The organism is Mesorhizobium sp. CC13 (assembly GCF_039907765.1).
In the GTDB taxonomy this organism is placed as follows: Bacteria; Pseudomonadota; Alphaproteobacteria; order Rhizobiales; family Rhizobiaceae; genus Aminobacter.
Genome location: NZ_JARDJI010000027.1, coordinates 1 through 17,180, shown reverse-complemented (window position 1 = coordinate 17,180; position 17,180 = coordinate 1). Strand labels below are relative to the sequence as shown.

Genomic DNA, 17,180 nt, shown 5'->3' with positions numbered 1-17,180 from the left:
GCGCATATAGACTGCGCGCCATGGTCTCAATTGCGGCGCTCCGATCGACAGCGAAACTGCAGGCCGCCGAGCGCGGCCCTGCTGCCCTTGCCGGACGCGGCCTCGCCACGGGGGCGAAGTCGTCCTGATGGCTGAGCATCTCTGCGCCGTCGACGTGGGAACGGGAAGCGCGCGCGCCGGCATCTTCGACCGCCAAGGCACGCTGATGGGCCGGGCCGAGCGGCCGATCGCCATGAACCGCTCGGCGGAGAGCCATGCCGAGCACGATTCCGAAGACATCTGGGCCGCCGCATGCGCAGCCGTGCGCGCCGCACGCGACGCGGCCGGCATCGCGCCCGACGACGTCGCCGGCATCTCGTTCGACGCCACCTGCTCGACCGTGTTCAGGGGCAAGGACGGTGAGCAGATTTCGGTGTCGAGCGACGGCGACGACCGCTGGGACACCATCGTCTGGCTCGACCACCGCGCGCTCGCCGAGGCGGACGAATGCACGGCGACCCGGCACGAGGTGCTGAACTATGTCGGCGGGGTGATGTCGCCGGAAATGGCGACGCCGAAGCTGATGTGGGTGAAGCGCAACCTGCCTGGAAGCTGGGCCCGCACCGGCAGGCTGTTCGACCTCGCCGACTTCCTCACCCACAAGGCCAGCGGCTCGCTCGCCCGCTCGCAATGCACGCTGGCGGCCAAATGGACCTATCTCGCGCATGAGCGCGAAGGCTGGCGGCACGACTTCTTCGCAGCCGTCGGCCTCGCCGACATCTTCGACCATGCCGGCCTGCCCACACGCGCCAGCCCGGTCGGCTCGGACCTCGGCCCGCTCTCGAGCGAAGCCGCCGCGGCGCTGGGGCTCACCACCACCTGCCGCGTCGGCGCCGGGCTGATCGACGCCTTCGCCGGCGCGCTCGGCGTGATCGGCGGCCGGCCCGGCATAGAGCGCCACCTGGCGCTGATCGCCGGCACGTCGAGCTGCCTGATGGCGATGTCGGCGGCGCCGCGCGCCTTCGCCGGCGTGTGGGGGCCGTATTACGGCGCTGCCCTGCCCGATCTCTGGCTGAGCGAAGGCGGCCAGTCGGCCACCGGCGCGCTGCTCGACCACGTCATCCGCTGGCACGGCGCCGGCGGGGAGCCCGACGCTGCGATGCATCGCAGGATCACCGACCGCATCATGCAGCTGCGCGCCGCCGAAGGCCTCGACCTGGCCGGACGGCTGCACGTGCTGCCCGACTTCCACGGCAACCGCTCGCCGCTGGCCGACCCGCATGCCGTGGGCGTGATCAGCGGTCTGACGCTGGACGCCTCCTTCGACAGCCTGTGCCGGCTCTACTGGCGCACGGCGGTGGCGATCGCGCTCGGCATCCGTCACGTGCTCGAGGCGCTCAATGCCAACGGCTACGGCATCGACACGCTGCACGTCACCGGCGGCCACACCCGCAACCCGCTGTTGATGGAGCTCTATGCCGATGCCACCGGCTGCACCGTCGTCGAGCCGCTCGGCAGCGACGCGGTGCTTCTCGGCACGGCGATGGCGGCGGCGGCCGCGTCCGGGCTCTACCCCGGCCTCGAGGCGGCCTGCACGGCAATGCGCCAGGAAGGCCGGGCGCGGCGGCCCAACGAGGCGGCACGGCCGCGCTTCGACCGCGACTACCGGGTGTTCCTCGAGATGCACCGCCAGCGGCAGGCGCTCGACGCCATCGGCTGAAGCCTGCGGCCCGGTCTGGTACAATCCTTGGCGGCCGTGACGGCTTGCCTCATCGGGCGCTTTGATTCAAATACCCGGACGGCTGCGAGGCAATCCGCGGAGTTTGCGGCCAGAACCAACGATATCGGCGCTCGGATTCGCGATATCGCACCGAAAGACGGAAAGATGTCTGTGATCGAAACCGGCGCGCAATCACCGGCTAACCCTTGGCGTGGCGAGCTCCGCGCGATGCTGGCGCTTGCCTGGCCGATGGTGCTGACCAACCTGGCGCAGACGGCGATGACGGCCACCGACGTGATGATGATCGGCCGCCTCGGACCGGACTCGCTGGCTGCCGGTGCGCTCGGCTCCAATCTCTATTTCGCGCCGCTGATCTTCGGCCTCGGCCTGATGTATGCGACCTCGCCGATGATGGCGGCCGAGCTCGGGCGCATGCGCCATTCGGTGCGCGACGTGCGCCGCACCGTGCGCCAGGGCCTCTGGCTCGCCGTCATCGTGGTCATCCCGATCTGGATCCTGTTGTGGAACGCCGAGGCCATCCTGCTCGCCATGGGCCAGGAGCCGAAGCTCGCCGAGCAGGCCGGCATCTATGTCCGCCACCTGCAATGGGCGGTGCTGCCCTTCTACGGCTACATCGTGCTGCGCTCCTTCATCTCGGCGCTGGAGCGTCCCGGCTGGGCGCTGGCCATCATGGCCGTGGCGGTGGTGGTCAACGCCGTGGGCAACTGGCTCCTGGTGTTCGGCAAGTGGGGTTTCCCGCAGATGGGCATCGCCGGCTCGGGCCTCGCCACCAGCGTCGCCAGCGCGCTGATGTTCTTCGGCATGGTCGCCGTGGTCACGCTGGAGAAGAAATTCCGCCGCTACCACCTGTTCGGCCGCTTCTGGCGGGCCGACTGGCCGCGCTTCAAGGCTCTGCTCAAGCTCGGCGCGCCGATCTCGGGCATCCTCGCCTTCGAGGTGACGATCTTCAACGCCGCCGCCTTCCTGATGGGGTTGATCAATTCGGCCTCGCTCGCCGCCCATGCCATCGCCATCCAGATCTGCTCGGTGACCTTCATGATCCCGATGGGCCTGGGACAGGCCGTCACCGTGCGCGTCGGGCTGGCCTATGGCGCCAAGGACCGCGAGGGCATCACCCGCGCCGGCTGGACCGCCTATGCGCTCGGCGTCGCCTTCATGGCGCTGATGGCCCTGGTGATGGTGTTCTGGCCGCGCGTGCTGATCGGCGCCTTCATCGACATCGACGACCGGGCCAATGCGGAAGTGATTTCGCTGGCGGTCACCTTCCTGGTCTTCGCGGCGCTGTTCCAGGTCGCCGACGGCGCCCAGGCGGTGGCGTCGGGCATGTTGCGCGGACTGCAGGACACGACCGTGCCGATGATCCTGGCGGCCATCGGCTACTGGGGCATCGGCCTGCCGTTCGGCGTGCTGCTCGCCTTCCGCTTCGGCTTCGAGGGCCGCGGCATCTGGATCGGCCTGTTCTCCGGCCTCGCCGCCGTCGCACTGCTCCTGCTGTGGCGCTGGCTGCGACGCGAGAAGCTTGGCCTCATGGACAAGCCGGTGATCTGAGAAGCGAGGCCGCGGGCCCGCGGCCTCGTCGCTTCAGCTCTCCGACGACATCGCGCCCAACAGCCGCCGGATGTCGCCGAACCTGGCGATCAGGCCGAAGACGAGTGCCGCCACCGCCACGAAGAACACCGACACCGAGGCCATGGTCGGCGTGTAGCCGTAGCGCAGGGCGTTGAAGATCTTGATCGGCAACGTCTCGATGGTGAAGCCGACCGTCATGTAGGCGACGATGTACTCGTTGAGCGACAGCACGAAGGCAAACGCATAGCCCGAGACGAGATAGGGCCGGATCAGCGGCAAGACGACGGTCTTCAGCACCGTGCGGTCGTCGGCGCCCATGGTCGCGGCGGCCTCGACCAGTGATCGGTCGATCGAGGCGAAGCCGAGCGACAGCGTCACCAGCGGCAGGGTGACGAAGAAGATCGCGTGGCTGATGACGGCCGTCCACGGCTGGCCGTAGAAGCCGGTCGTCGCCCAGAAGGTCAGCATGCCGAGCGCGGTGATGACCGGCGGCAGGATGAAGGGGGCGAGGCCGAGCACCTGGAAGACGTTGGCCCAGGGCGCGATGCGCCGCCACAGGAACCAGGCAAGCGGCAGCGCGATGGCGACCGCGAGTGCGGCCGCCGTGACCGCCAGGGTGACGGAGGCGAAAAGGGCCGCCCGCCATTCCGCGTCGAGGAAGATCTGGCCGTACCAGGCGAGCGAGAAGCCCTTCGGCGGGAAGGCGAGATCCTGCTTCTCGTTGACCGAGACGCCGGCCACGACGACCAGCGGTGCAGCGAGGAACAGGGCGACTGCGACGAAATAGAGCCGGCGAAGGAAAGCCTCTTTCACAGCGCGTTCTCCTTGCGTCCGACAAGCAGGGTGAGCCCCACCAGCGCCAGCGACATCAGCACCAGGAACACGGCCATCGCAGCGGCGAAAGGCATGTTGGACTGGTAGATGGCCTGGTCGGTGATGAGCACCGAAAGCGTCCAGTGCGACGGCCGGCCGAGGATCTGCGGCAGCAGATACGAGCCGAGCGCGAAGACGAAGACCATGATCAGGGTTGCGACGATGGTGTTGCGCAGCGCCGGCACGACGACGTTGAAGAAGGCCTTCATCGGCGAGGCGCCGAGGGTGCGGGCGGCTTCCGTCAACGTCGGGTCGAGGCGCACCAGCGCCGGATAGAGCACCAGGATGGTATAGGGCAGCGCCTGGTAGACCATGCCGGTGAGCACCGCCCAGAAGCTCGGCAGCAGCGCCACCGGCTCCTTCATCAGGCCGATGGCGACGAACAGGTTGCTGATGCCGGCGGTGCGCGAGAACAGCGTCGACCAGGCAAAGCCGATGATGACTTCCGAAAGCGACAGCACCGACAGCAGGCACACCAGCCACACGGTCTGGACCTTGCGCGGCCGCTTGGTGAGCAGGAAGGTGAAGGGGAAGGCGATCGCCACGCAGACGATCGCCACCATGACCGCGAGCATCAGCGAGAAGCCGAGCACCTTGCCGAAGAAGGCGGAGAGGAAGCGGGCGTAGTTCGAGAACACGAAGTCGGGCGTGTAGAAGCCCGACGGATCGCGCTGGAAGAAGCTCACCGCGATCATCGTCGAAAACGGGATGACGAAGAAGACGATCAGCATCAGCCCGGGGAAGAACAGCGGGCTGTAGTCGGCCAGCGATTTCGGCGCCTCGCGTTTCATGACTTGAGCACCACGCAGGCTTCGGCCGGAAGCGTCACGCCGACCTGTTGGCCGGCGGCGACATCGGGGCGCTCGCGCGGCGTGGCGACCGCGACGATGCTCTTGCCGCCCGCCTCGACGAAGGTCTCGATGGTGCCGCCCAGGTCGCGCACGAAGGTCACCGTGCCGGTGATGGCATTGCCGCCGGCCGGGCCGAGATGGACGTCCTCGGGACGGATGGACAGCGTGGCCTTGGCCGTGCCGCCCGGCATGGCGAGGCCGGGGATCGCCTGGCCGAGCACCGACACCCGCCCGGCACCGTCCATGGTGGCGTCGAGCAGGTTGGTCATGCCGATGAAGTCGGCGACGAAGGCATCGGCCGGCTTGCGGTAGATCTCGATGGGCGGTGCCGCCTGCAGGATCTTGCCGTTGCCCATGACCACGACGAGGTCGGCCATGGTCATCGCCTCGCGCTGGTCGTGGGTGACGACGAAGGTGGTGATGCCGAGCCGCTGCTGCAGCTGGCGCAGCTCCACCTGCATGGCCTCGCGCAGCTTGGCGTCGAGCGCCGACAGCGGCTCGTCGAGCAGGAACAGCCGCGGCGCGAGCGCCAGCGCGCGGGCGATGGCGACGCGCTGGCGCTGGCCGCCGGAGAGCTTCGACACCGGCCGGTCTTCGTAGCCTGACAGATGGATGAGCCTGAGCAGGTCGCCGGCCCGCTTCTTCTGCTCCTCGCGCGAGGCTCCGCGGATGCGCAGCGGATAGGCGATATTGTCGCCGACCGTGAGATGCGGGAACAGCGCCAGCGACTGGAACACCATGCCGAGGTTGCGCTTGTGGGTCGGCACCGGGGTGATGTCCTCGCCGTCGAGCAGGATCGCGCCGCCGGACGGATCCTCGAGGCCGGCGATCATGCGCAGCAGCGTGGTCTTGCCGCAGCCGGACGGGCCGAGCAGGCAGACGAACTTGCCATGCGGCACCGACAGGTTGGCATTGTCGACCGCGGTGAAGTTGCCGAACGACTTGGTGATGTCCTTGATCTCGAGTCCGGACATGAGGGGCACCTGCTCGTTTGAAGGTTCTACGAATTGCAACAGCTCTGCCAGTCGACAGCGAAGGCGCGGTTACCCTCCCCCTTGTGGGGAGGGTCGGCGCGAAGCGACGGGGTGGGGGTCGGCAGGCATAGAGTTTGGCAAGTACCCCCACCCGGCCCTGCGGGCCACCCTCCCCACAAGGGGGAGGGTAATCCAGATCAGCCGACGATCAGCTCGGTCCACTTCTGGTTAATCCAGTCGGCCTTGGTGGTGTAGAGGTCGTAGCGCGGGATGATCGGCACAATGTCCGACGACACGGCGGCGAACTCCTCCGGCTTGAGATCGAGCAGCTCGCGCTTGACCGTGGGCGAGGTGCCGACCTTGCGCGACATCAGCGCCTGCACGGCGGGCTGGCACATGTGGTCGATGAAGGCATGCGCCTCCTCGGTCTTCTTCGACGCCTTCGACAGCACCCAGGAACCGGAATCCTGGATCCCGCCTTCCTTCGGGAAGGTCGAGCGCACCGGCTGGCCGTCGGCGGCCGCGAGGCCGGTGACGTCGTGATAATACTGGCCCATCGGGATCTCGCCCGACTTCAGCGCCTGTTCGAACTGCGCCTCGTCGCGATACCACAGCCGCACGTTGGGCTTGACTTCGGCGAGCTTGGCGAAGGCCTTCTCGATGCCTTCCTCGGTGTCCAGCGCGTTGGTGCCGCCCATGAAGGTCTTGGCCGTCACCTCGAGCAGGAACGAGTTCGAGGCGAGCGCCAGCAGGCCGAGCTTGTCGGCGTTGGCCGGGTCCCAGAAGGCCGCCCAGGTGTCCGGCGCGGTCGGATAGACATTGGTGTTGGTGACCAGCGTGATGTACCACGCCACCGCCCCGATGCCGGCGACGCGGCCGTCCGGATACTTGTTGACGAAGTGCTCGATCAGGTTGGCGCTGTTCTTGATCTTGGCGAGGTCGAGCGGCGCCCACAGCTCCGTCGACTGGCCCTTGAGCAGCGAGGTCTGCGACATCATCGACAGGTCGGCCGGCGCCTGCCCGGCCTTGGCGGCCTGCTCGAGCTGCACCAGCCAGGCTTCGCCGGTCGGCTCGGCGACGGATTCGACGGCGATGCCGGTCGCCTTGGTGAATTCGGGGAAGATGTGCTCGTCGAAGGACTTCTTGAAGTAGCCGCCATAGACGCCGATCTTGAGCGACTTCTCCTGCGCCCTCAGGATCGAGGGCATGGCGAGCAGGCCGGCCGACGCGACGCCGGCGCCCAGCACGGCGCGGCGGCTCATCCGGCTATCGAGTATCTTGGACATCTTCGTTCTCCTCATTTGTTGCCGGCTTTGTGCCGGTTGTTCCCATTGATTGTTCGAGATGATGGACTGTCGTTTCAGCGAGCTGCGGCACGGGCCTCCAGAAAGCGGGCATACTGTGTCAGCGGGTAGCAGAGCACAAAGAAGATCAGCGCCACCAGCCCGTAGACGGTGAACGGCTCGAAAGTCGCGTTGTTGATGGCGTTGGAGGTCCGGAGCAGTTCCTCGAAGCCGATGATCGAGGTCAGCGCGGTGGCCTTGATCAGCTGGACCAGGAAGCCGACCACCGGCGCCCGGGTGATGGCGAAGGCCTGCGGCAGGATGACGAGGCGCAGCTCCTGCAGGCGGTGCAGGCCGAGGCTGGCGCCGGCATCCCACTGGCCGCGCGGCAGCGCGTCGACCCCACCGCGCCAGATCTCGGCGAGATAGGCGCTGGCAAAGAAGGTCAGGCCGAGCACGGCGGCCGTCCACGGGTCGATGCGGAAGCCGAGCATCGGCAGGCCGAAGAACATCAGGAACAGCTGCATCAGGAGCGGCGTGCCCTGGAACAGCGCGATGTAGCCGCCGGCGAAACGGCGCATCCAGCCAGTCTCGGAAATGCGCAGGAACAGGATGGCGATGCCGACGATGCCGCCGCCGACGAAGGCCGCGACCGACAACAACACGGTCCAGCGCGTGGCGAAGACCAGGTTGCGCAGGATGTCCCAGAAGGTGAACTCGATCATGACACACCCGCCGAGAGCGTGCGGCGGCCGACGCCGACGAGGATGCGGCGAAGTGCGACCGAAAGACCGAGATAGACCATCGTGACGACCAAATAGGTCTCGAAGGCGCGGAAGGTCCGCGCCTGCAGCATGTCGGCCTCGTAGGTGAGTTCACGCACTGCGATCTGCGAGACGACCGAAGACTCGAGCATCATGATCACGATCTGGCTCGTAAGCGCAGGGAAGATGACCTTCATCGCCTGCGGCAGCACGATCTTGACGAAGACCTGGCGCGGCCGCAAGCCCAAAGCAAAGGCCGCCTCGCGCTGCCCCCTCGGCACGGCGTCGAGGCCGGCGCCGACGATTTCGGTGGTGTAGGCGGCCATGTTGAGCGTCATCGCCAGGATTGCCGCGACGATCGGGTCGAGCCGGATGCCGAGGCTCGGCAGGCCGAAGAAGATGAAGAACAGCTGCACCAGGAACGGCGTGTTCCTGATCACCTCGACATAGCCGGTGATTGCTCGCTTCAGCCATTTCGGCCCGCTGCGCCGCCCGGCGGCGGCCAGCACCGAGATCACCGTGCCGGCAATCGTCGTCACCGCGATCAGCAGGATCGTCATGGCGGCACCGCGGGCTATCGCACCCGCGGCACCTTCAAGCCAGCCGAAGTCGAGGCTGTAGCCCACCGATCAATCCTTGAGGTTCTCGGGGTTGAGCGGGGTCTTGAGCCAGGCTTCCGACGAGGTGTTGAGGCGGCCGTCGGCGAGCATCGCCGAAACCGTGTCGTTGATCACCTTCTTCAGGCCTTCCTCGTTCTTGTTGAGGCCGATATGCGAGGGCGAGGTGAGCAGCTGGAACTTCTGCTCCGGCTTCAGCGCCTCCTGGCGGGCCAGCACCTGGGCACCGACGTCGTTGCCCACCACCATCAGCTGGGTCTGGCCGGAGATGAAGGCCTGGATGACGGCGTTGTAGTTGTCGAAGCGGCGGATGTCGGCGGAAGCCGGTGCTGCCTCGGTCAGCGACGTGTCTTCGAGGGTGCCGCGGTTGACGGCGATCGACTTGTCGCCGAGGTCTTCCTTGCCCGCCACCTTGAGCTCGGCAGGGCCGATCACGGCGATGTAGTAGGGCGCGTAGGCGGCGGCGAAATCGATGACCTCCTCGCGCTCCTTGGAGTAGCCGACGCTCATCAGCAGATCGACACGCTTGTCGGTCAGGTAGGGAATGCGGTTCTGGCCGGTCACCGGCACCGGGTTGAGCTTGACCTTGAGCGCATCGGCGATCGCCTGCGCCACGTCCATGTCGTAGCCCTTGAGGCTCATGTCGGCGCTGGCCGAGGAAAAGGGCGGGAAGTCGGCGAAGACGCCGACATTGATCTGGCCGGCCTTGGCGATGTCCTCCAGCGCATCGGCATTGGCGGCCGACAGTCCGAAGGCAACGGTGCCGGCGAAGACGAGGGCGGCAGCCGTCGTTTGCAAAACGCTCTTGATGTTCATTTTTCGGTTCCCTCTGGATTGATTGATTTTTGCAGTCGCGGTCGTTGCCGCCTGGCCGCCGCCTCCAGTCGCGACGGCCAGTCCGTATCGGGTCCGGTCAGTCCTTGTTGCCGGTGACGAAGGGGCTGAACACCATCAGGCTCAGGATCTCGAACAGCACCTGGGCGCCGGCATGCGCGGTGTTGGTGGTCGAATCGTATTGCGGGGCCACCTCGACGACGTCGCCGCCGACGAAGTTGAGCCCCTTCAGCCCGCGGATGATCTCCAGCACCTCGCGCGTGGTGAGGCCGCCGACCTCCGGCGTGCCGGTGCCGGGCGCGAATGCCGGATCGAGGCTGTCGACGTCGAAGGACAGGTAGGTCGGGCCGTCGCCGACGATCTTCTTCGCCTTCTCGATCACCGCCGGGATGCCCATGCCGGTGATCTCCTCGGCATGGATGACGGTCATGCCGGACTCGTAGGAGAACTCCCAGAGATACTCGGCCGAGCCGCGGATGCCGATCTGGATGACGCGGGTGGGGTCGAGCACGCCGTCGAGCACGGCGTTGCGGAACGGCCCGCCGTGGTGGAACTTGGTGAGGTCGTAGGCGCCGCCGGTGTCGCAATGGGCGTCGATGTGGATCATGCCGACGGGGCGCTTCTTGCCGACGGCCTTGAGGATCGGGTGGGTGATCGAGTGGTCGCCGCCGACCGAGAGCGGCACCACGCCGGCGTCGACGACCTGACCCACGCGGCGCTCGATGTCCTCATGGCTGAGCTCGAGGCGATAGCGGCTGCGGAACGGCACGTCGCCGATGTCGGCGACGCGCAGTTCCTGCACCGGGGCGCATTCGAGCACGTGGTTGTAGGGGCCGATGCGCTCGATGGCGCGCAGGGCGCGCGGGCCGAAGCGCGAGCCCGGGCGGTTGGTGACGCCGAGATCCATCGGCACGCCGATCATCGCCACCTGCAGGTCGCCGAAGTCGGGATTGTCGTTGTCGACCGGCAAATAGGGCGCGGTCAGGAAGGTCGGGATGCCGGAATAGGGTGCGAGGCGCGTGCCGCTCTTGGTGAAGATCTTGTCGGCGACGCGGCGGAACTTCGGATCGAACAGATCGCCGCCATGGCCCTCGCCATATTTCTTGCGCAACTCGTCGAGTTTTTTGACGTCGAAACCCATGATCGCCTCCTGCGCTCAGCTGCAGCAATCGGGAAACGGATTCGTCGGCCGCCCCGGTTCGGCGCCCGATCAGCTGAATGTTCCCCGTGTGCTTATGGTTGTTTTGTCGCGAGTTTCCGGCAGGGCCGTTGAAATGGCAATTGATATTGTTAAGCTCTCGGCTGTGAGATTTTCTCACAACAAGACAACCTCGCCGGAGCCCGCGATGTCCAGGCGCCTGCCCCCGCTCAACCCGCTGCGCGCCTTCGAGGCGACCGCCCGCCACGGCTCGCTGACCAAGGCCGCCGGCGAGCTCAACGTCACCCACGGGGCGGTCAGCCACCAGATCCGCGCGCTGGAGGCGACGCTGAAGGTCAAGCTTTTGGAGCGCGCCGGCGCCCGGCTCAAGCTGACGCCGCAGGGCGCGGAACTCTTGCCCGCCGTCTCCGGCGCCTTCGAGAGCATCGCCGCCGCCACCGAGCGGATGACGCGGCCGACGAGCTCGGGCAAGCTCGCCATAAGCTGCGTGCCGGCGCTGCTGTCGCTCTGGCTCATCCCGCGGGTCGGCAGCTTCATGGGGCAGTATCCGGGCATCAGCCTGACCTTCAACGCCTCCAACGATCCGAGCGACATCCACGACGGCGACGTCGACATCTGCCTGCTCTACGGCGACGGCAGCTGGACCGATTGCTGGCTGAAGAAATGGTCGGGCATCGAACTGTTTCCCGTGGTCAGCCCGACGCTCATCAACAACCGGCCGATCCGCAGCGTGCGCGACCTCACCGACCATGTGCTGCTCTATGGCGACGACGGCCATGAGTGGCAGACCTGGCTTTCGGCGGCCGACGCGCTCGACGTCAAGCCGCTTCAGCGGCACCGCATGGCCGACGCGCGGCTGGCCACCGAAGCCGCGATCCACGGCCACGGCGTGGCGCTGGGCGACAGCGTCACCGCCTCGGCGATGCTCGCCAAGGGCCAGCTCGTCACGCCCTTCAACCTGTCGGTGCCGGCGGTCGACGCCTTCTACGCCGTCTGCCGCAACGAGGTGCGCTCGGCGCCGATCGTGCAGGTCTTCATCGACTGGCTGTTCGCCCAGCGCGAGGAGCTGTCGGCGCGGCCCGACCAGGCGGTGACCGGCCAGATCAGCATCCGCAAGCGCCGGGGAACCAGGGCGACGGCGGCCGGATGAGCCGCGCTCAGCCTCGCCGCAGCCGCTCGGTCGCCGCGACGTCCACGCCGCCGTCGCCGATCGCCACCCCGAACAGCTCGGCCGCCTGTTCCCTCGTGTAGTAGCCCAGCGCCACGTCGCGCAGCACGAACTCGGGATCGCGCGCCAGCGGGTCGCCGTAGCCGCCGCCGCCGGGCGTGCCGACCAGCACGCGGTCGCCGGCCTTGAGCGGGATGTCCTGCTCCTTGGAGAGATGCGGCGGCACGTGCGGCTCGCCGCCTCGGAACACGGTGACCGAATTGACCATGCCGTCGGCGCCGCCGAGCGCGCCCTGCGGCCCGAAGCGGCCGTGGTCCATGACGAAGGAGGCGCGGGCCTCGCCGCGCAGGAGCTCGATCTCGTAGGCGAGGCCGAAGCCGCCGCGCTGCTTTCCGGCGCCGCCCGAGCCCTCGCGCAGGGCGTATCGGCGGTAGAGCACCGGATAGGCCTGCTCCATGATCTCGACCGGCGGCGACTTGGAGATGCCGATGGTCGAGCAGCCGTTGGAGAGCCCGTCATGGCCGGCATTGCCGCCATAACCGCCGCCGGAGATCTGGTACATGACATAGTCGCGGCCGCGCGCCGGATCGTTGCCGCCGAGCGCGAAATTGCCGCTCGAGCCGGCGGGAGCCGCCGTCACCTTGTCGGGCGCGGCCTGCACCATTGCCGCGAACACCGCTTCGGCGATGCGCTGCGACACCTCCGCCGCGCAGCCCGAGACGGGCCGCGGATATTTCGCGTCGAGGAAGGTGCCTTCCGGCCGCCTGACCGCCAGCGGCTCGAAGGCGCCGGCGCTGATCGGCACGTCGGGGAAGATGTGGCGCATGGCGAGGTAGACTGCCGACAGCGTCGTCGCCAGCACGCTGTTCATCGGCCCGGCGCAGGGTTTCGACGAGCCGGCGAAGTCGAAGACCAGCGCGTCGCCCTGCTTCTCTACTGTGAGCGCGATGGTCAGCGGCGCGTCGACCACCCCGTCGGAATCGACATAGGCCGTCGACCGCCAGCTGCCCTCGGGCAGCGCGGCGATGTGGGCGCGCATCTGCTCGGCGGCGCGGCGGCGCAGCTCGGCGATCGCCGCGACCACGGTTTGGTCGCCGTAACGATCGAGGATCTGCAGGAGCCTGTCCCGGCCGACATGAAGGGCTGCCGCCTGGGCGCGGATATCGCCGATGCGCTGGTCGGCGACGCGGATGTTGGAGCAGATGATGGCGAAGATCTCGGGGTCCATCACCCCCTTCTTGAACAGCTTGACCGGCGGCAGCCGCAGCCCCTCCTGCTCGACCGCCGTCGCCGAGGCCGAGAAGCCGCCGGGCACCGCGCCGCCGATGTCGGGCCAATGGCCGGTGTTGGACAGCCAGCAGAAGATCTTGCCGCCACGCCACACCGGCATGGCGAAGCGCACGTCCATCAGATGCGTGCCGCCGAGATAGGGGTCGTTGACGATGTAGATGTCGCCTTCCTCCGGCGGCAGCACGCGGCCAGCGGCGATCATCTCGATGATGGTTTTGGTCGAGTGCTGCATGACGCCGACGAACACAGGCAGGCCCTCCGACCCTTGCGCAATCAACGCACCGTCGACGGCGGAATAGATGCCGTCGGAGCGGTCGTTGGCCTCGGCGATCACCGGCGAGAAGGCGGCGCGGGAGAAGGTCAGGTCCATCTCGTCGCAGGTCTGCTGCAGCGCTGCCTGGATGACGGAAAGGGTGATGGCGTCGAGGGTCATGGTGTGGGGCCCGTCCCTTTCGGAGGCATCCCCCTGCCAGGCTTGTCGCGCCTCATACCCCCACCCCTAGCCCCTCCCCACAAGGGGGAGGGGGATGCCGTCGCCGCCGCCTCCCTTGCTCTTCGACGTTGACGTGCAATGACGGTGCCGCAAAGTCCCCCTCCCCCTTGTGGGGAGGGGTCAGGGGTGGGGGTACCTTCGGCCGGTCGCGAAAGAGCGATCATGGCACCCCCACCTTCACAACAATGTTCCCGTCCACGTCCGACCTCGCCTTGTCGCCGGGCTCGAGCACCGTGGTCGCGTCCATCTGCTCGAGGATCGCCGGCCCTTCGAGCACCGCCTCCAGCGGCAGCTTCTCGCGCTCGTAGACCGGCGTGTCGTGCCAGGTGCCGTCGAACCAGACCGGCCTCACTTCACGCAAGGCACCAGCAAGCGTCGCCGCCCGCCCCGCGGGGTCGATCAGCCGGCAGAGGTCGATCGCCGGGCGCACGCCGGTGACGGAGGTGTTGAGGTTGACGAGATTGGCGCGGATCTCGGGCAGCTCGACCTTGAAGCGGGCGAAATAGGCCTTCTCGAACAGGTCCTGCAGCATCGCGCGGCCGATCTCGGCCGAGGGCAGCGGCACGTTGATGAGATGCGTCTGGCCGAGGAACTGCATGTCGGCGGAATGGCCGACGCGGATGCGCTCGGGCCTGATCGCCTCCTTGGCGATCAGCGCCTCGCCCTCGGCCCTATGCCGGGCCAGCACCGCGCGCATGCGTGCCTCGTCGAGCGCCGCGACAGGCTGGTTGACCGTGTTGACGAAGTCGTGGCGCATGTCGGCCACCACGCAGCCGAGCGCATTGGTGATGCCCGGCCGTGCCGGCACCAGCACCCGCGGCAGGCCGAGCTCGCGGGCGAGCGCGGAAGCATGCAGCGGGCCGGCGCCGCCGAAGGCGAACAGGGTGAAGTCGCGCGGGTCGTGGCCGCGCGACACCGACACCATGCGGATCGCGCCCGCCATCTTGATGTTGCCGAGTCTCAGCACCGCACCGGCCGCGGCGACGCCGTCGAGGCCGGTGGCGCGGCCGATCCTCTGCTCGAACACCGCGCGCACGGCTTCGACGGTGACGGGGTCTTCGACCGACAGCAGCTTCGCCGGGTCGAGCCGGCCGAGCACCAGATTGGCGTCGGTGATGGTGGGTTCGGTGCCGCCGCGGCCGTAGCTGATCGGCCCCGGATTGGCGCCGGCACTTTCGGGTCCGACCTGGATCAGCCCCGAGGCATCGACGCGGGCGATCGAGCCGCCGCCGGCGCCGACCGTGTGCACGGCCACCATCGGCAGATGGATCGGCATCGCATATTCGATCTCGATCTCGTTGGAGACGGCGGGCTCGGCGTGGCGGATCAGCGCCACGTCGGTGGAGGTGCCGCCCATGTCGTAGGTGACGAGGTTGTCGTAGCCGGCGCGGCGGCCGGTATAGGCGGCGGCGATGACGCCCGAGGCCGGGCCGGACATCACCGTCTTCGCCGACTCGGCGGTGACGAAGCGGGCCGAGATCATGCCGCCATTGCCGTTCATGACGAGGAAGTCGCGGCCGTAGCCGCGCGCACCGAGTTGCTGCCTGAGCCGCGCCACGTAGCGTTCGAGGATCGGCTGCACGGCGGCGTTGACCGAGGCGGTGACGCCACGCTCGAACTCGCGCGCCTCCGAAAGCAGCGAATGGCCGGTGGTGATGTGGCCGTTCGGCCAGGTCTCGGCGGCGATCTCGGCGGCGCGGCGCTCATGCGCCGGATTGGCGTAGGAATGGAGGAAATGGATGACCAGCGCTTCGCAGCCGGCGTCGAGCAGCCGGCGCACCGCGGTGCGCATCCCCTCCTCGTCGAGCGGCTCGCGGACCCGGCCCGACGCCTCGACCCGTTCCGTCACCTCCAGCCTGAGGTCGCGCGCAATGACCGGCACGAAGCTGCCGGTCATGCCGTAGGCCTGCGGCCGCGTCCGCCGGCCGAGTTCGATCACGTCGCGGAAGCCCCGCGTGGTGATCATGCCGGTGCGGGCGAGCCGGCGCTCCAGGACCGCGTTGGTGGTGGTGGTGGTGCCGTGGACGATGAGGTCTATGCCGGCGATCGGGAAACCGGCCTGGTCGAGCGCCGCAATCACGCCATGCGCCTGGTTCTCGACCGTGGTGGGGGTTTTTGCTATGCGGACCGAGCCGCCGTCGGTGCCGTCGAGAAGCAGCAGGTCGGTGAACGTCCCGCCGACGTCGATGCCCGCCACCACGTCTCCCGCCTTAGCGGGAATTTTCTCGACCATGGACTAAACCCGAAACGTGCGGACTACGTTCATGTGCCAGTTTGGAAAGGCGTTTTAAGCCAAAACCTTGACGTTCATATCATTTGTATACTAATTAATATGCTCGACAAGGCCCCACTAATTGCCTGTTTTTCCGCAGCGCGCCGGATGAAAATCGCCGCCGCGCCGACGAGCATGATTGCCGCCCGCTGGCGAGAGGTTGATCGATGAACACCCAAGCTGCGCTGAACACGGCCGAAGCCAAGCCGCTTCAGTTCCCCATTCCGGCCAACGTCTACGCCGAGACCGTGGTGTCGGTGAAGCACTATACCGACCGCCTGTTCGCCTTCCGCGTCACCCGTCCTCAGTCGCTGCGCTTCCGCTCCGGCGAGTTCGTCATGATCGGCCTGCCGAACGCCGAGAAGCCGGTCTACCGCGCCTATTCGGTCGCCAGCCCCTCCTGGGACGACGAGCTCGAGTTCTTCTCGATCAAGGTGCCGGACGGTCCGCTGACCTCGGAGCTGCAGAAGATCCAGCCGGGCGACACCATCCTGATCCGCCAGAAGGCCACCGGCACGCTGGTGCTCGATGCGCTGACCCCGGGCAAGCGCCTGTTCATGATCTCGACCGGCACCGGCATCGCGCCCTTCGCCAGCCTGCTGCGCGACCCCGACACCTACGAGCGCTACGAGCACGTCGTCCTCACCCACACCTGCCGCGACGTGGCCGAGCTCGACTACGGCCGCGAACTGGTGGCCGATCTCGAAAACGACCCGCTGATCGGCGAACTGACAAAGGGCCGCGTCACGCTCTACAACTCGACCACGCGCGAGGAGTCCGAGCGCATGGGCCGCATCACCGCGCTGATCTCGTCGGGCAAGTTCTATTCGGACCTCGGCATCGACAAGCTCGATCCCGAAACCGACCGCATCATGATCTGCGGCTCGATGCACATGCTCAAGGACGTCAAGGAACTGGCCGAAAGCCTCGGCTTCGTCGAGGGCTCCCTGCACGAGCCGGGCAGCTTCGTCGTCGAGCGCGCCTTCGTCGGGTGACGCCTCCATCGACGCCGGATCGACTGTCGGTCCGGCGTTTTGACCATCCGGTCAAAATAGCGCTGCGCGTTTCCGAATTTTCATCTATCTTCCGCCCCGAGGACTCGTGGAGCTTAGCACCACGAGCTATTCTTTGTCGTGCCGCTGCAGGCGGTGCCTGAGATGTCACGCCGGTCGAACGGCGCCCGGAGGAAAGGCAGTCAGATGAGCGGCAAGCTGCGCGAAGCCGAGACCCAATCTTCAGCCATCGTGACGCCGCTGGCGTCGCGGCAGGCTGCGAATGTCTCGGAGGGCCATGGTGTGGTGCGCAATCCGGGG

14 protein-coding genes are annotated in these 17,180 nt (G+C 67.5%); 4 read left to right on the top strand and 10 right to left on the bottom strand.

Going from position 1 to position 17,180, the window contains the following annotated elements; translation table 11 throughout:
• Positions 1-127: 127 nt before the first annotated feature.
• Entirely contained in the window at positions 128-1,699 is a 1,572-nt protein-coding gene (locus PV773_RS23170; protein ID WP_347968629.1) for an FGGY-family carbohydrate kinase, read from the top strand.
• Positions 1,700-1,864: 165 nt separating this feature from the next.
• Entirely contained in the window at positions 1,865-3,268 is a 1,404-nt protein-coding gene (locus PV773_RS23165) for an MATE family efflux transporter (RefSeq protein ID WP_347968628.1), read from the top strand.
• Positions 3,269-3,301: 33 nt separating this feature from the next.
• Here PV773_RS23165 and PV773_RS23160 read toward each other — a convergent pair whose 3' ends face one another.
• From PV773_RS23160 to speB, 8 genes are all read right to left on the bottom strand, one after another.
• Positions 3,302-4,102 (bottom strand): ABC transporter permease, encoded by an 801-nt coding sequence (locus PV773_RS23160; protein ID WP_340041601.1) that lies wholly within the window; start codon positions 4,100-4,102, stop codon positions 3,302-3,304.
• Positions 4,099-4,953, bottom strand: a complete 855-nt coding sequence (locus PV773_RS23155; protein WP_347968627.1) for an ABC transporter permease — start codon at positions 4,951-4,953, stop codon at positions 4,099-4,101. The genes PV773_RS23160 and PV773_RS23155 overlap by 4 nt, the downstream gene beginning before the upstream one ends.
• Complete coding sequence (locus PV773_RS23150) at positions 4,950-5,987, bottom strand: ABC transporter ATP-binding protein (protein WP_347968626.1); 1,038 nt, start codon at positions 5,985-5,987, stop codon at positions 4,950-4,952. The genes PV773_RS23155 and PV773_RS23150 overlap by 4 nt, the downstream gene beginning before the upstream one ends.
• Positions 5,988-6,184: 197 nt before the next feature.
• Positions 6,185-7,264: an ABC transporter substrate-binding protein gene (locus tag PV773_RS23145; RefSeq protein WP_347968650.1), complete on the bottom strand. Its 1,080-nt coding sequence runs from the start codon at positions 7,262-7,264 to the stop codon at positions 6,185-6,187.
• An 83-nt stretch (positions 7,265-7,347) separates the two neighbouring features.
• Entirely contained in the window at positions 7,348-7,995 is a 648-nt protein-coding gene (locus PV773_RS23140; protein WP_347968625.1) for an amino acid ABC transporter permease, read from the bottom strand.
• Positions 7,992-8,660, bottom strand: a complete 669-nt coding sequence (locus PV773_RS23135; RefSeq protein WP_347968624.1) for an amino acid ABC transporter permease — start codon at positions 8,658-8,660, stop codon at positions 7,992-7,994. The genes PV773_RS23140 and PV773_RS23135 overlap by 4 nt, the downstream gene beginning before the upstream one ends.
• Before the next feature lie 3 nt (positions 8,661-8,663).
• Complete coding sequence (locus PV773_RS23130) at positions 8,664-9,467, bottom strand: transporter substrate-binding domain-containing protein (protein WP_347968623.1); 804 nt, start codon at positions 9,465-9,467, stop codon at positions 8,664-8,666.
• Positions 9,468-9,564: 97 nt separating this feature from the next.
• Positions 9,565-10,626 carry an agmatinase gene (gene speB / locus PV773_RS23125; protein ID WP_347968622.1) on the bottom strand — a complete coding sequence of 354 codons (1,062 nt, stop codon included), beginning with the start codon at positions 10,624-10,626 and terminating at the stop codon, positions 9,565-9,567.
• A gap of 205 nt (positions 10,627-10,831) precedes the next feature.
• On the opposite strand from speB, the gene gcvA reads away from it, so the two are divergent.
• Positions 10,832-11,794: a transcriptional regulator GcvA gene (gcvA, locus tag PV773_RS23120; protein WP_347968621.1), complete on the top strand. Its 963-nt coding sequence runs from the start codon at positions 10,832-10,834 to the stop codon at positions 11,792-11,794.
• A gap of 7 nt (positions 11,795-11,801) precedes the next feature.
• Here gcvA and PV773_RS23115 read toward each other — a convergent pair whose 3' ends face one another.
• Together PV773_RS23115 and PV773_RS23110 are read right to left on the bottom strand one after the other, a co-directional pair.
• The gene (locus PV773_RS23115; RefSeq protein ID WP_347968620.1) at positions 11,802-13,535 is read right to left on the bottom strand and encodes a hydantoinase B/oxoprolinase family protein; all 1,734 of its coding nucleotides are present in this window, start codon (positions 13,533-13,535) and stop codon (positions 11,802-11,804) included.
• 220 nt (positions 13,536-13,755) lie between these two features.
• Positions 13,756-15,828 (bottom strand): hydantoinase/oxoprolinase family protein, encoded by a 2,073-nt coding sequence (locus PV773_RS23110; RefSeq protein WP_347968619.1) that lies wholly within the window; start codon positions 15,826-15,828, stop codon positions 13,756-13,758.
• Positions 15,829-16,034: 206 nt separating this feature from the next.
• On the opposite strand from PV773_RS23110, the gene PV773_RS23105 reads away from it, so the two are divergent.
• Positions 16,035-16,862: a ferredoxin--NADP reductase gene (locus PV773_RS23105; RefSeq protein WP_347968618.1), complete on the top strand. Its 828-nt coding sequence runs from the start codon at positions 16,035-16,037 to the stop codon at positions 16,860-16,862.
• The last annotated feature ends 318 nt before the right edge of the window (positions 16,863-17,180 follow it).

Bases quoted from the DNA above. Each gene is read 5' to 3' on its own strand.
- PV773_RS23170 (WP_347968629.1), top strand. From the start codon at position 128: ATGGCTGAGCATCTCTGCGCCGTCGACGTGGGAACGGGAAGCGCGCGC.
- PV773_RS23165 (WP_347968628.1), top strand. From the start codon at position 1,865: ATGTCTGTGATCGAAACCGGCGCGCAATCACCGGCTAACCCTTGGCGT.
- PV773_RS23155 (WP_347968627.1), bottom strand. From the start codon at position 4,953: ATGAAACGCGAGGCGCCGAAATCGCTGGCCGACTACAGCCCGCTGTTC.
- PV773_RS23150 (WP_347968626.1), bottom strand. From the start codon at position 5,987: ATGTCCGGACTCGAGATCAAGGACATCACCAAGTCGTTCGGCAACTTC.
- PV773_RS23140 (WP_347968625.1), bottom strand. From the start codon at position 7,995: ATGATCGAGTTCACCTTCTGGGACATCCTGCGCAACCTGGTCTTCGCC.
- PV773_RS23130 (WP_347968623.1), bottom strand. From the start codon at position 9,467: ATGAACATCAAGAGCGTTTTGCAAACGACGGCTGCCGCCCTCGTCTTC.
- speB (WP_347968622.1), bottom strand. From the start codon at position 10,626: ATGGGTTTCGACGTCAAAAAACTCGACGAGTTGCGCAAGAAATATGGC.
- gcvA (WP_347968621.1), top strand. From the start codon at position 10,832: ATGTCCAGGCGCCTGCCCCCGCTCAACCCGCTGCGCGCCTTCGAGGCG.
- PV773_RS23115 (WP_347968620.1), bottom strand. From the start codon at position 13,535: ATGACCCTCGACGCCATCACCCTTTCCGTCATCCAGGCAGCGCTGCAG.
- PV773_RS23110 (WP_347968619.1), bottom strand. From the start codon at position 15,828: ATGGTCGAGAAAATTCCCGCTAAGGCGGGAGACGTGGTGGCGGGCATC.
- PV773_RS23105 (WP_347968618.1), top strand. From the start codon at position 16,035: ATGAACACCCAAGCTGCGCTGAACACGGCCGAAGCCAAGCCGCTTCAG.